The following is a 12602-nucleotide window of genomic DNA, read 5'->3' as shown; positions in this document are numbered from 1 at the left end:
CCGCGCCGGCTTCACCGCTGCCGAAGCGCAAGCGGAGACGCGCGACGGGCGCCGTTACTACGATGTCGAAGGCACCCTTCCTGACGGTACCGAGATCGAGTTCGACATCATGGAGGAGGACGGAGTCTGGCGCGTGGTAGAGACACAGCGCGACATCGCCTTCGCCGATGCCCCGGACGAGGTGCGCGCGGCGCACACAGCTGGGTTTGCACCCGGCCGGGTCATCGAAAGCACCCAGGCTGACGGATTGGTGATCTACGAGCTGTTCGGCGAAGCGGGCGGGGATCCTGAAGGGCGCAAGGTGGAGGTCAAGTGGGATGGTCACCGCGCCGAAGTCCTTGGAGAGGAATGGGCCCATTGAACATCTGAAGGTCTGCTCGCAGAGGATAGGCGCGTCCCTTCTCACCTGCTCGTGGTAAGAGAGCCTTGAACGTCAGGAAGAGGGTGTGAGCTGCCTCCGGTTTTGGGCCCCAAATCGGACATCCCGCGCCCATGGCGAGCTCCCCAGCTTCGGACGCTCGTTAATGTAAGCCAGTCGGCACGCCAAATGGCCGCACCGATGACTGAATTGGCGAGAATTGGGGCATTTTTGCCGTTCACGAGCGACGTGGTGAACGGCGGGTCTTATCACAAACCCGACGTCCGGCGATCGCACTTCATGATCTCATGGGCCGACTGAGATTTGGCCGTAAGCTGCCCGGCAGGTTCTAGGCTGGGATTGCGTGATAGCAGACTTTCGCTGGATTTCGGCCCGGAGCGGCGGTTAGAGCAGCGTCGCGCCGACCGGATCCTCGAGGGCGGAACGCGCCGCGGACGTCGCCTTCCGCCGCTTGCCGAGCTCTATCCTGAAGTCGTCGAGCACCTTCAGATCGGCTTCCATCTCATCAGGGGACGGCTGCGGGATGTCTCGGCCGGCCGACATGTCGTGGCCTGAGCGTTCCGACGCCCGCTTCATTGCGAAGTAGATCGTCCGATAGTCATCGTCAGTTACGGTAACCTCCTTGAGCCTGCCCGTCATGACATCCGGCACGAACCTTACGACCGTCTTCGCGAAGACGACCTCCTCGACCGCGCGTTCCCAGGATTCGCGCAGGTCCGAGTAGAAGTCCTTCACCTGCCGCCGGTACTCGTCCGTGTCGAAGTCGGTCACGGCCTTGAGTTCCTTCGCGCGCGTTCGCAACGTGTCGATCCGCGCATTGACGTCGGCCACCCATGGCTCGCGGTTCTCGCGGATCACGCCGAAGCCCTCGGACTGGGTCTTGGCGACGACCGACTTGACCAGCGGCGCGGCATCCCCTGCCCTGGCCGCCTCCGACACGACCTCGTTGAAGAACACCAAGTTGTGCGTGAAGATGATGACCTGCCGGCCTTTCTTTGCCTCGGCGACGAGACGGTGCGCGACCTTGCGGATGCGCAGGTGGTCGAGCGAGGAGACGGGGTCGTCAACGATGATGCCGTAGCGCGCGTCGTCGCCTCCGGTCTCGGCGAGGAAGCAGGCGAGCGCGAGCGCCCGCTGCTCGCCCTCCGAGAGCACCTGGTTGTTCTTCACCGCGCCGGCGCCCTGCAGGCCGACCGAGAACAGGCTCTTGCCGCCTGAGCTGGAGTCGCTGACCTTGAACGGAAGGTGGGTGAGGTCGAGCGCGGTGATCTCCTCCGCGATCCTCCTTTCGAGCTCCTCGGTGACGAGCTGCTTGCGCAGGGCGGTGATCTGCGTCGAGATCGACCGTGTCGCCACCTGGGCCTGGCATCCCGCCAACGACCGCTGCTCCGTGACGTCCCGCAGGCGCTGCAGCACCGTCTCCAGATCATTGGCGAGCTTCGCCCGGTCCTTGAGTTCGGCAAGCCGCGTCCGCTTGGCGTCCAGCACCTCGGTGTGCGAGGCGCTCCGCTGGAGCGTGGCGGCCTCGTCCTCAAGGCGCGTGAATTCCGCCGCGACCGTCTCCGCGAGCGCGGTTACGTCCGGCGCCGGTGCAGGCGTCGCCCTCTCGTCCAGCAGTGCGGCGCGCCTCGCCTCGAACCCGGCCAGCGCCTTGAGGATGTCGGCAACAGTCGTTGCCCGGATCGCATCGAGCTGTCCGTATCCGGCCAGGGTTTCCTCGACGATGGAGGCCTCCGGCACCTTAACCTGCTCGACCTGCGCAAGGAGCGCCTTCAAGGCGTCGCGCGCCCCATCGGCGCGCTTCGTGGCCTCGCCACTTACGAAGTCGTTGAACCGGGCCAGCCGGGCGGCGCCCGTCGGGGTGAGCGGCTCGAGGCACAGGACGCACAGGTCGCCGGTCGCCTCAGGCAGACGCGCGGGCAGGGTTTTCACTCCGCCAGCGACGAACCGGCGCGCGGCCTCGAACAGGATCCGCCAGGCCTCGCCGCCGACGTTCGCGACAGGCTCGCCTGCGAAACTGGCGGTCGCCGCAATTCTCTCCGCTTCCACTGCCTGGGCCAACTCGCGCCGCGCCCACGCGATCGTCTCACCGACCTTGTCCGAGAATCCCCCCCGGAGCGTGGCCAGCACCTCGCCCACGCGCTTCAGTACGGTGATGGCACGGCGGCGGGTCGCCGCAAGCGCGACCGGATCCGCGGCGAGCTCGGCTTCAAGTCGGGCGAGTTCGGCGAGTTCCGGCTCGCTCAGCTCGGACAGTCTGCGGATCTCGATCTCGCTGGGCAGCGAGGGGGCCTTGGGATCCAGCTTGGCGAGGGTCAGCGCGACAGCGCTACCTGGGGTGTATCCGGCTGGCAGCGGGACCCGCAGCCGCGGTGCGAGCGCCTTCTCTTCCGCCGAGAACCTCGTTGCCATCCGTTGGCACAGCTCGCCGTGGTGCTCGAGGATCGCGAGCTCGCGCGGCAGGTAGGCGATCCGGTTACCGCTATCGACGTAGAGCCGCGCGTTGTGACTGTCGAACACCGAAATCTGACGGAGCTGCGAGGGAGGTGGCGTCGCGGGATCCCAATCGATCTCGATTACCGCGTCGTCGCCGACCTGGTAGCGCACCTGTACGCGCATCGGCCCGCCGCCGGCGTCGAACACGTTCCCCCGCAGCTGGTCCGAGGTCAGGCTGCGGCACAGTCGCTTGGCGATGCGGGTGTATCCGCTCTTCCCGCTCCCGTTTTCCCCGTACACTAGCGTGATGCCCACACCGGCCATGCGCAGCTTTTGCCCACCCGCGAGGCGGTCGATGTTCTGCACGGGACCAAGCTGCGCCAACACCGTCCGCCGCGCCTCGACCGAGCCGCCTCCGAGATGGGAGGCATCGATGGCTGTCATAGGGTGGACGGTCGAGCCTGCCCCGACCGCGGCGCGCACGTTGTCGAGGATGCAATCGGCATCCGCCTGCTCGATCGAATGGTCCGCCGTAACGGCGATCCGCCGCAGACTGTCCTTCACCCAGTCGGGCTGCTCGGCAGCCCAACCCATTAGATCCTTCGCCATGTCTCCTCCCCTGTCATGCCAGACTGATCGGGTCTGGTGACCGACGCAAGCGGGGTTTCACCGTTGCGGCGGGAAGCGCTCTCGCGTTCAGCGAAGCGCGGCACGTCTCTTGAACGGCAGCTTACAGGAGCGCTTCGCGTCCTCCGGAGCGGCCGCTTTTTGGGGCGCGCTGCTGCCGGACGGCTCAATGGGACAGGAATGGCGGGTTCGGGCAGGAGCGGCCAATAACGCGCGCGGCGTGGAACGGCTTAAGTTGGTCGAAAGCTGCCACAGCTGTCAGATTGAACCCGGACATTCAGCATAGTCTTCTCCCTCAAGGGCTATACGCCCTACCCTGCCGCCTGAACGAGGGTCCGCTTGCGCCCGCCAAGCCCCCGAAAGCGGGCGGGCCGCAATCAACACCCTCTTCAGCCACGCCAAATCGGTACATCGCCCAGCTCTACCTTGCCGATCCATAGCAAAATCGGAGAAAGAAAGATTTTTCTTTCTTCAGCGAGATTTCGCGGGCATGTTCTCGACATGTCCACACCTCACCCTTTCGATCAAGACCTTCGAACGCGCCAGCAAATTGCTGAGATCGTCGGTATAGCCCCCGATACGGTCGCATACTGGAGCAAGGAAGGCTTGCTGAAGCCTCGCCAAGGTCATGCTCAAGGCCGAGGTAAGCACCGGATGTTTGGCAAAGACTCCATCTACATCGCAGCGGTGCTCCGTGAGCTGTCGCTCTACGGGGTACAAACAGCTGGCTTGAAGGAGGTTGCAAACCTCGTTTGGGGAGCGATCTCCATAGCCGCGGAATTTCCAGATATCTCTATATCGGTCCTCGAGAAGGCGGCTCGTTATCGGAGTTTTCAAGCGCTCTACGAGAAGGTGACTGCGCGACGCTCAGCGGCGATTCCTGAAAATGATACTCACAAAGATGCCGAACATTATAAGCAGTTTCAGGCTCTTTTCTTCAAACCTGACCCGGTCATATCTGATCTAGTGCCCAAGCTTGATAGCAAAGATTCTATCAGAATGAGGTTTTTTGGTGATCTGATGCTAGCTGGACAAGCTGGTACTGAATATCAAGACGATCCCGCGCAAAGTCGCCGCTGGATTTTCTATCATGTAGATGACCAGCTCGCAGCTATGCCCGAGAGTGATCTAGACACACATGATCCTCTCTCGAGCTTCATCATGCTCGATCTCGACCAGATCATCCAACCGATAGCATCAACACTCTGATCTTAGAGAACGGGCCGGGCGATGCGCCAACATCGTCCCGGCCCTCACCACGTTTGCCCTGGAGGGACATATGGCTGAACCTGCCGATACCATACTCAGCGTCACACAACACCCGTCGCATGAGGTGTACGTCTTTGGTGCCGGTGCACCGATGACAATCCTTCGTATGTCAGCGGTGACTGCCCGGACTGGGCTAAGCCGGGCGACCATCTACCGCAAAATGCGCGAGGCCACATTCCCGCGCCCCCGCCAGCTCGGGCAGAAAGCAGTCGGTTGGCTAGAGGCTGACGTAACAGCTTGGATTGCCGGCTGTGTCGAGGCGTCAGCCAATGACCGGTGAAGCTGGGGGCATTGTAGGGGGCACCGGATATATAGGTGCATCAGATAATTGCTATCTTCTGGGCACTAACCCTACTTGGTGCAGCTTCCACTCTGTCCGCCATCTTACCGAGATTGCGGCCTGCTGGCGAAATCTCGTTCAAACAAAAGTCAACTTCGACTCGCTAAACGAGATCCTGACGGGCACTCGCCCGTCAGGAGGAACAGTTCATGCATCATCCCCAGCCCCACGCGCAGGTCCATCTGCCAGCCGGATCATTGGCGGAGGAGATCGCGCGGACGCTGCTGCATCGGATCGGTAAGGTGCCCGCTGACGCCCTGCCGCGCGACTGGCTGGATGCCACGATCCTCACCGTGCGCAACGATATTGTCGAACGCTGGGTCGCCAGCACGCTTGCCACCCGGCAGCGCGGGCTGAAGCAGCTGAACTATCTCAGCCTGGAATTCCTGATCGGCCGCCTGCTGTCGGACACGATCCGCAATCTCGGCCGCGATGGCGAGGTCGCCGATGCACTGCGTCTTCTCGGCGTGGACCTCGCCATGATCGAGATGCTGGAGCCGGATGCGGCACTGGGCAATGGCGGGTTGGGCCGGCTTGCCGCCTGCTTCATGGACAGCCTAGCCAGCATGGGCCTGCCGGCGTTCGGTTATGGCATCCGCTACGTCAACGGCATGTTCAGCCAGCGGATCGACGCTGCCGGGGAGCAGGTGGAGCTGCCGGAAACCTGGCTGGCGAACGGCAATCCGTGGGAAATCGAGCGGCGCGACAGCGTGCATCGGGTCGGCTTTGGTGGCGCATGGCACCGCGACGATGATGGCAGGGTGCGCTGGACCCCGGCCGAACTGGTCGAGGCAGTTGCGGTCGACATGCCGGTGGTCGGCTGGCGGGGGCAGCACGTCAACACGCTGCGCCTGTGGACCGCCCGGGCTATCGATCCGTTGCAGCTGGACGTGTTCAATCGCGGCGATTTCACCGGCGCACTGGCCGACCAGACCCGGGCGGAGACGCTGGTCCGGGTCCTTTACCCCAACGACAGCACGCCGGCGGGGCAGGAGTTGCGGCTGCGACAGGAATATTTCTTCGCCTCCGCTTCCATCCAGGACATCGTGCAGCGGCATCTGCATGCTTACGGCACGCTGAACACCCTGCCTGACAAGGCGGCGATCCAGCTGAACGACACGCATCCGGCGATCGGCGTGGCCGAGCTTCTCCGTCTGCTGATCGACGAGCATCATATGGCTTACGAGGATGCGTGGAGCATCACCCGTCGTACCTTCGCCTACACCAATCACACCCTGCTGCCGGAAGCTCTGGAAAGCTGGCCCTTGCCACTGCTCGGCCGATTGCTGCCGCGTCATCTGGAACTGATCTTCCGGATCAATGCGGATGTGTTGGCAGAGGCCCGGGCCACGCCGGGGATGGACGCACCAGGCGTGGCGGCGGTCAGCCTGATCGACGAGGCGGGTGAGCGGCGCGTCCGCATGGCCAATCTTGCCTTCGCCGGATCGCACAGCGTGAACGGCGTGGCGGCGCTGCACAGCCAGCTGATGCGGGAGACCGTGTTTGCAGACCTCAACCGCCTGTATCCCGACCGCATCAACAACAAGACCAACGGCATCACGCCGCGCCGCTGGCTTGTCGGTTGCAATCCCGGGCTGACCGGCCTGCTGACCGACGCTATCGGCCCCGACTTCACCGATGATCTCCGCCACATCGCCGCCGCCGGCGACCTGGCAGGCGATGCAACCTTCCGGCAGCGTTTCCTGGCCGTAAAGCGCGCCAACAAGGTGGCACTGGCATCGCATGTCGCGACCCTGACCGGCTTGCAGCTGAACCCGGAAGCCATGTTCGACGTGCAGGTGAAGCGCATCCACGAATACAAGCGTCAGCTGCTGAACATCCTGCACACGATGGTGCTGTACGAGCGTATCCGTGCAGAACCGCACAAGGAGTGGGTGCCACGGGTCAAGCTGTTCGCGGGCAAGGCCGCTTCCAGCTATGCCACGGCCAGGCAGATCATCCGCCTGGCCAATGACGTGGCTCGCCGAGCGAACGCCGACCCGCTGGTGGCGGGACGGTTGCAGGTGGTGTTCCTGCCGGACTACAATGTCAGCTTGGCCGAACGGATCATTCCGGCTGCCGACCTGTCCGAACAGATTTCCACCGCAGGGATGGAGGCATCTGGCACGGGCAACATGAAGCTGGCGCTGAATGGCGCGCTGACTATTGGCACGCTGGATGGCGCCAATATCGAGATGCGTGATCATATCGGTGCCGCGGACATGGAGATCTTCGGGTTGACCGCGACCGAAGTGGCGGAGCTGGTCGAGGCCGGGTATCGTCCTTCGACGATGCTGGCCGACCTGCCGGAGCTCGGGCGAGTGCTGGGCGACCTGCGCGAAGGCATATGGTCGGCCGGTGACACTGGCCGGTATGCCTCGCTCGTCGATCGTTTGCTGGCCGAGGACCGCTACATGCTGCTGGCGGACTTTGCCGCTTACGACACGGCGCAGGGGGCGATCGATCGGCGCTGGTGTGATCAGGACGGGTGGGCCGCGTCGGCCATCCGCAACGTGGCCGGAATGGGCTGGTTCTCGTCCGATCGCACGATCGGCGAGTATGCGCGCGACATATGGAACCTGCAAAGGTGAGTCCGGCTTCACGGCAGGCGAGAGGGTGAACGGCGCCTTTACACTCGACTAACGGGCCTCGCGCGCTTATCGTTTGCCCACACTCGCCAGCACTTACACTGCGGTAAACATATGTTTATTCGGTTCTGGTGACCCTCGAAGGACCTTGCCGAATGCGTGTTCTACTCGTCGAAGACGAACCCATGATTTCCATGCTGCTGTGCGACATGGTGGAGATGGCTGGGCATGAGGTCGCCGGCGAGGCCGGGAGCGTGGATCGCGCCATGCAGATGGTCGAAGAGGTCGAGGCCGATGCCGCGATCGTCGATCTCAGGCTGCACAATCATGACAGCTACGGCGTCATGCAGCAGTTGCGGGCAAAGGGAATCCCGTTCGCTGTGGCGAGCGGGTTCGGTGCCGACATCGACCACAAGCTGGCCGGCAACGACGTGCCGATCGTGTCAAAGCCATACTCTGCAGGCGAAGTGGCAAGCGTTCTGACCCGCCTCGCCGGCTGATCGATCAGCCTTCTTCTTCGGGAATGTGCAGCGCGCGATCCTTCAGATCGGGGTCGTCATTCGGCGATACGGAAGACTGGTTCCCCAGCGCGATATGATCCTTGATCGTCTCGCTGTCGTCCTGCTCGGCCGTCAGATGATCAGGTCTGTCGCTCATTTCGAACTCCATCGGTGCCTCCTGATGTGCTGTTAATTCAACATCCCAGGCGACACCGATGTTCCAGCCTTATCAGATGTGTATCGCCTTGCCGTAAGCCGACAGCACGCTCTCGTGCATCATCTCGGACAGGGTCGGATGCGGGAAGATGGTGCCCATCAGTTCGGCCTCGGTCGTCTCCAGCACCTTGCCGACAGTGTAGCCCTGGATCAGCTCGGTCACTTCCGCACCGATCATGTGGGCGCCCAGCAGCTCGCCCGTCCTGGCATCGAACACGGTCTTGATGAACCCTTCCGGCTCACCCAGCGCAATGGCCTTACCATTGCCGATGAAAGGGAAGTTGCCGACTTTAACCGTGTGGCCCGCTTCCTTTGCCTTGGCTTCCGTCAGGCCGACGCTGGCGACCTGCGGGTGGCAATAGGTGCAACCCGGGATGGCACTGCGGTCCAGCGGATGCGGGTGCAGCCCTTCACCCTTCCCCAGTTCGATGGCGATGGATTCAGCAGCGGTCACGCCTTCATGGCTGGCCTTGTGCGCCAGCCACGGGCCGGGCACGCAATCGCCGATCGCCCACAGGCCCTTGCTCCTGGTGCGACCATAGGGATCGATCTGGATGAAGCCACGGTCCAGGTCCGCCAGCTTCTCGACGCCGATATTCTCGGTATTGGCGACGATGCCGATGGCGACGATAACGTGGCTGTACTCGCCCTGCTCGATCTTGCCGTCCTTGCCCTTCAGCTTGGCGGAAATGCCCGTCTCGGAGACCTTCATCTCCTCCAGTGCAGTGGCCGTCCTGATGGCGATGCCCTGCTTGGTCAGCGACTTTTCCAGCGCGGCGGAGATGTCGGCATCCTCCACCGGAACGATCCGGTCCAGCATCTCGACCACGGTCACGTCCGCCCCCATGTCGTTGTAGAAGCTCGCGAATTCGATCCCAATCGCGCCCGAACCGATCACCAGCAGCTTGGTCGGCATTTCGCTGGGGGTCATGGCGTGGCGGTACGTCCACACGCGCTTGCCGTCTGCCGGGGCAAAGGGCAGGTCGCGTGCGCGCGCGCCGGTGGCGACGATGATGTGCTTGGCGCTCAGTTGCTCCTCGCCCTTGTCGCTCTTCACCGTCAGACTGGTCGCGCCGGTCAGCGTGCCGGTGCCCATGTGCACGGCGATCTTGTTCTTCTTCATCAGGTGCGTCACGCCCTGGTTCAGCTGCTTGGCCACGCCGCGGCTGCGCTTCACCACCGCTTCCAGATCAGCCTCGATCTGGCCGGCGATCTTCAGGCCATAATCCTTCGCATGCTGCGCATAATGCATGATCTCGGCCGAGCGCAGCAGCGCCTTGGTGGGGATGCAGCCCCAGTTGAGGCAGATGCCGCCCAGCAGCTCGCGTTCCACGATGGCCGTCTTCAGGCCCAGCTGCGCACAGCGGATCGCCGCCACATAGCCACCGGGGCCGGAGCCCAGCACGATGACGTCGTATTGTTCAGCCACTTGGATTGCTCCTGAAATGTTGTGATCGGTTGGGGGCCGTCTGGCCGATATAGGGTGCGCCGCGCGGCATGCTCAGCCTTCGACAGGCCGTGGCCGGCCGTCTTCGTCGATGGCGACGAAGGTAAATTTCGCCTGCGTGACCTTGGCGGCATGATCGACATGGCGCGCACGGCGCCACGCTTCGACCGCGATGGTCATGCTGGTGCGCCCCACCCGCTCGATGCTGGTGTAGACGGACACCTCGTCACCCACCTTCACCGGCTCGTGAAATTGCATCCCGTCCATGGCAACGGTCACCGCGCGGCCATGGGAATAGCGCGCCGCCGTCAGCCCGGCGGCGCTGTCCATCATGCTGAGCAGCCAGCCGCCGAAGATGTCGCCATACGCATTGGTGTCCGCCGGCATGGCAGTCACCCGGATGGCGGGATCGCGATGCGCCTGATCCACCGGCTGGTGCTCAGGCGACAAGGCTGAGCGGCGCTTCGCAGAAGTCCTTGAACGCCTTCATCAGCGCCGCACCATCGGCACCGTCGATCGCGCGATGGTCGAAGCTGCCGGTCGCGCTCATTACCGTGGCGACCTGCAACGCATCCTCGATCACATAGGGGCGCTTCTCGCCCGCGCCGATTGCCATGATCATGCCCTGCGGCGGGTTGATGATCGCCTGGAACTGCTTGATCCCGTACATGCCCATGTTGGACAGGGATGCGGTGCCGCCCTGGTACTCCTCCGGCGCCAGCTTGCCTTCGCGCGCGCGGCCGGCGAGATCCTTCATCTCGGTGCTGATGGCGCTGATAGCCTTGCTGCCGGCATCCTTGACGATCGGCGTGATCAGGCCGCTGGGGATCGACACGGCGACCGAGACATCGGCGCGCGTGAAGCTCAGCAGCTTGTCGCCAGCGAACTGCACATTGCACTTCGGCTCCACGGTCAGCGCCTTCGCCAGCGCCTTGATCAGCATGTCGTTCACCGAGAGCTTCACGCCCTGCGCCGCCAGCGCGCCGTTCAGCTCGCCACGCAGCTTCAGCAGCGCGTCGAGGCGGATATCCACCGTCAGGTAGATATGCGGCACCTGCTGCTTGGACTCGGAAAGGCGGCGGGCGATCGTCTTGCGCATGGAGGACAGCTTGTCCTCCGTGTGCGGAATGCCGAAATCCTGCGCCTGGATGGCGGGTGCTGCAGTCGGGGCCGGAGTAGGTGCAGGCGTCGCGGCAGGAGCCGGAGCAGCCTGAGCCACGGGCGCAGCGCCGGCCTTGGCACCGGCCAGATCGGCCTTCACGATGCGGCCGCCGGGGCCGGAGCCCTTCACGCCGGCAAGATCGATGCCGTCTGCCGCCGCAAGCCGCTTGGCCAGAGGAGAGGCGATCACCCGCCCGCCGTCATTGCTGGACTGGGCCGGGGACGGCGTGGGCGCCGGTGCCGGCGACTGCGCCTTGGCATCGGTGCCGGCAATGTCCTGCGACTGGCCGGACGATGCACCCTTCGGTGCTTCAGCGGGCGCATCGGCTGCGGCGGCGTCACCACCGGCGGCGGGCTTCACGCTGGCAACATCCTCGCCCTCTTCAGCCAGGGTCGCGATCACCATGCCGACCTTCACGCCCTCGGTGCCTTCGGCCACGGCGATGTCGGCGATCACGCCTTCATCCACCGCCTCGAACTCCATGGTCGCCTTGTCGGTCTCGATCTCGGCCATGATGTCGCCGCTGGACACCTTGTCGCCGACCTTGACCAGCCAACGGGCCAGCGTGCCCTCTTCCATGGTGGGCGACAATGCGGGCATCCGGATGGCAATGGACATGGCGGTGCTTGTGATCCCTTCAGAAAACCTTGGCGCATCCTCTGGCCAATTTGTGCGCCCCGTTCAAGCGCCGCTTGCACCTCCACCTGCTTTGCCCGATGAACCGGCGGAGAAAACAGGGGCAATGGGACGGGGGCGTTGACCATGCGGGTCTATCTGGTGATCATCGACGATAGCGAGGAAGCGCGCGGGGCGCTGCGCTTCGCCGCGCGCCGTGCGGCCGATACCGACGGGGCGGTGCATCTGCTGGCAGTCGTGCCGAAACAGGCGTTCAACGCCTTCGGCGGGGTGCAGGCCACGATCGAGGAAGAGGCTCATGATCGGGCGGAGGCACTGGCGTCCAGCGCGGCTGGCGAACTGATGAGCGAAGTGGGCAAGGTCCCGCAGATCACCGTCCGCCTGGGCGATGCCAAGTCCGTCATCAACGAACATCTGGCCGATCACTCGGAAGTGGCAGCCCTGGTGCTAGGCGCGGCACGTGACGGCGGGCCAGGCCCGCTCGTCACGCACTTCGCCGCCGCTGCGGGCACGCTGCCCTGCCCCGTCATCATCGTGCCGGGTGGCCTCTCCGATGAAGAGATCGACCGGCTGAGCTAAGCAGCGCCCCGTCAGGTCAGACCGGCCGGATCAATCCTCTTCGGCTTCCTCGGCCTCTTCCTTGGTCTTGAAGCTCACGCCCTCGGGCTCGGCCGGGGGCGAATAGATGGTGAACAGCTTCAGCGGCTCGTCACCCTTGTTGATGATATTGTGGTTCGCGCCTTTGGGGATCACGATCAGATGGTTCTCGCTGACCTTGGTCTTGCTGCCATCGATCACCGCCTGCCCTTCGCCGGACACGAAGAAGGTCGTCTGGTCCGCCTCGTGCGTTTCCTCACCGATATCCATGCCGGGTTCGATGTGCATCATCACGATCTGGCACTGCTCGTCGTAATAGACTTCCTTCTGCCAGTGCGTGTTCTTGGTGGTCTGGGCGATGATGTCCTTGTTGAACACGGCCATATGCGCATCTCCTGTGAGTGA

General features: G+C 63.8%; 12 protein-coding genes. 6 read left to right on the top strand and 6 right to left on the bottom strand.

Annotated elements, in window-relative coordinates:
- A partial coding sequence (locus tag D5S08_RS16855) for a PepSY-like domain-containing protein (RefSeq protein WP_121119429.1) occupies window positions 1-361 on the top strand: 361 nt, incomplete at its 5' end.
- Window positions 362-763: 402 nt separating this feature from the next.
- On the opposite strand, the gene D5S08_RS13560 is transcribed toward D5S08_RS16855, so the two are convergent.
- Window positions 764-3424, bottom strand: a complete 2661-nt coding sequence (locus tag D5S08_RS13560) for an AAA family ATPase (protein WP_121119427.1) — start codon at window positions 3422-3424, stop codon at window positions 764-766.
- Between the two features lie 519 nt (window positions 3425-3943).
- Here D5S08_RS13560 and D5S08_RS13555 point away from each other — a divergent pair.
- The 4 genes from D5S08_RS13555 (at window position 3944) to D5S08_RS13540 (ending at window position 8139) form a co-directional block, all read left to right on the top strand.
- A complete protein-coding gene (locus D5S08_RS13555; protein ID WP_121119425.1) occupies window positions 3944-4651 on the top strand; it encodes a MerR family transcriptional regulator in 708 nt (235 codons plus the stop codon).
- Between the two features lie 70 nt (window positions 4652-4721).
- Window positions 4722-4991, top strand: coding sequence for an AlpA family transcriptional regulator (locus D5S08_RS17415; RefSeq protein ID WP_338322984.1), 270 nt, complete (start codon window positions 4722-4724; stop codon window positions 4989-4991).
- Between the two features lie 209 nt (window positions 4992-5200).
- On the top strand, window positions 5201-7642 hold the full coding sequence (locus D5S08_RS13545; protein WP_121119423.1) for a glycogen/starch/alpha-glucan phosphorylase: 2442 nt from the start codon (window positions 5201-5203) through the stop codon (window positions 7640-7642).
- Between the two features lie 152 nt (window positions 7643-7794).
- Window positions 7795-8139: a response regulator gene (locus D5S08_RS13540; RefSeq protein WP_121119421.1), complete on the top strand. Its 345-nt coding sequence runs from the start codon at window positions 7795-7797 to the stop codon at window positions 8137-8139.
- Window positions 8140-8143: 4 nt separating this feature from the next.
- Here the strand turns inward: D5S08_RS13540 and D5S08_RS16725 are convergent, their stop codons facing one another.
- From D5S08_RS16725 to D5S08_RS13525, 4 genes are all read right to left on the bottom strand, one after another.
- Window positions 8144-8308, bottom strand: coding sequence for a hypothetical protein (locus D5S08_RS16725; RefSeq protein WP_206610345.1), 165 nt, complete (start codon window positions 8306-8308; stop codon window positions 8144-8146).
- A 60-nt stretch (window positions 8309-8368) separates the two neighbouring features.
- The gene (gene lpdA / locus D5S08_RS13535; protein WP_121119419.1) at window positions 8369-9784 is read right to left on the bottom strand and encodes a dihydrolipoyl dehydrogenase; all 1416 of its coding nucleotides are present in this window, start codon (window positions 9782-9784) and stop codon (window positions 8369-8371) included.
- Window positions 9785-9856: 72 nt separating this feature from the next.
- Window positions 9857-10189: an acyl-CoA thioesterase gene (locus D5S08_RS13530; protein ID WP_121119478.1), complete on the bottom strand. Its 333-nt coding sequence runs from the start codon at window positions 10187-10189 to the stop codon at window positions 9857-9859.
- 52 nt (window positions 10190-10241) lie between these two features.
- On the bottom strand, window positions 10242-11582 hold the full coding sequence (locus D5S08_RS13525; RefSeq protein ID WP_121119417.1) for a pyruvate dehydrogenase complex dihydrolipoamide acetyltransferase: 1341 nt from the start codon (window positions 11580-11582) through the stop codon (window positions 10242-10244).
- Window positions 11583-11726: 144 nt separating this feature from the next.
- On the opposite strand from D5S08_RS13525, the gene D5S08_RS13520 reads away from it, so the two are divergent.
- Window positions 11727-12179: a universal stress protein gene (locus D5S08_RS13520; RefSeq protein WP_121119415.1), complete on the top strand. Its 453-nt coding sequence runs from the start codon at window positions 11727-11729 to the stop codon at window positions 12177-12179.
- A 30-nt stretch (window positions 12180-12209) separates the two neighbouring features.
- Here the strand turns inward: D5S08_RS13520 and D5S08_RS13515 are convergent, their stop codons facing one another.
- Entirely contained in the window at window positions 12210-12581 is a 372-nt protein-coding gene (locus D5S08_RS13515) for a cupin domain-containing protein (protein WP_121119413.1), read from the bottom strand.
- Window positions 12582-12602: the final 21 nt, after the last annotated feature.

This window comes from Croceibacterium ferulae (genome assembly GCF_003660445.1).
GTDB classification, from domain to species: domain Bacteria; phylum Pseudomonadota; class Alphaproteobacteria; order Sphingomonadales; family Sphingomonadaceae; genus Croceibacterium; species Croceibacterium ferulae.
The sequence above is the reverse complement of the archived record's forward strand: the minus strand, read 5'-3'. Positions and strand labels throughout refer to the sequence as shown.

What these genes read in the sequence shown, in the direction of transcription:
- D5S08_RS13520 (WP_121119415.1), top strand. Translation starts at nt 11,727, where the DNA reads ATGCGGGTCTATCTGGTGATCATCGACGATAGCGAGGAAGCGCGCGGG.
- D5S08_RS13560 (WP_121119427.1), bottom strand. Translation starts at nt 3,424, where the DNA reads ATGGCGAAGGATCTAATGGGTTGGGCTGCCGAGCAGCCCGACTGGGTG.
- D5S08_RS17415 (WP_338322984.1), top strand. Translation starts at nt 4,722, where the DNA reads ATGGCTGAACCTGCCGATACCATACTCAGCGTCACACAACACCCGTCG.
- D5S08_RS13515 (WP_121119413.1), bottom strand. Translation starts at nt 12,581, where the DNA reads ATGGCCGTGTTCAACAAGGACATCATCGCCCAGACCACCAAGAACACG.
- D5S08_RS13555 (WP_121119425.1), top strand. Translation starts at nt 3,944, where the DNA reads ATGTCCACACCTCACCCTTTCGATCAAGACCTTCGAACGCGCCAGCAA.
- D5S08_RS13540 (WP_121119421.1), top strand. Translation starts at nt 7,795, where the DNA reads ATGCGTGTTCTACTCGTCGAAGACGAACCCATGATTTCCATGCTGCTG.
- D5S08_RS13525 (WP_121119417.1), bottom strand. Translation starts at nt 11,582, where the DNA reads ATGTCCATTGCCATCCGGATGCCCGCATTGTCGCCCACCATGGAAGAG.
- D5S08_RS16725 (WP_206610345.1), bottom strand. Translation starts at nt 8,308, where the DNA reads ATGGAGTTCGAAATGAGCGACAGACCTGATCATCTGACGGCCGAGCAG.
- D5S08_RS13530 (WP_121119478.1), bottom strand. Translation starts at nt 10,189, where the DNA reads ATGCCGGCGGACACCAATGCGTATGGCGACATCTTCGGCGGCTGGCTG.
- D5S08_RS13545 (WP_121119423.1), top strand. Translation starts at nt 5,201, where the DNA reads ATGCATCATCCCCAGCCCCACGCGCAGGTCCATCTGCCAGCCGGATCA.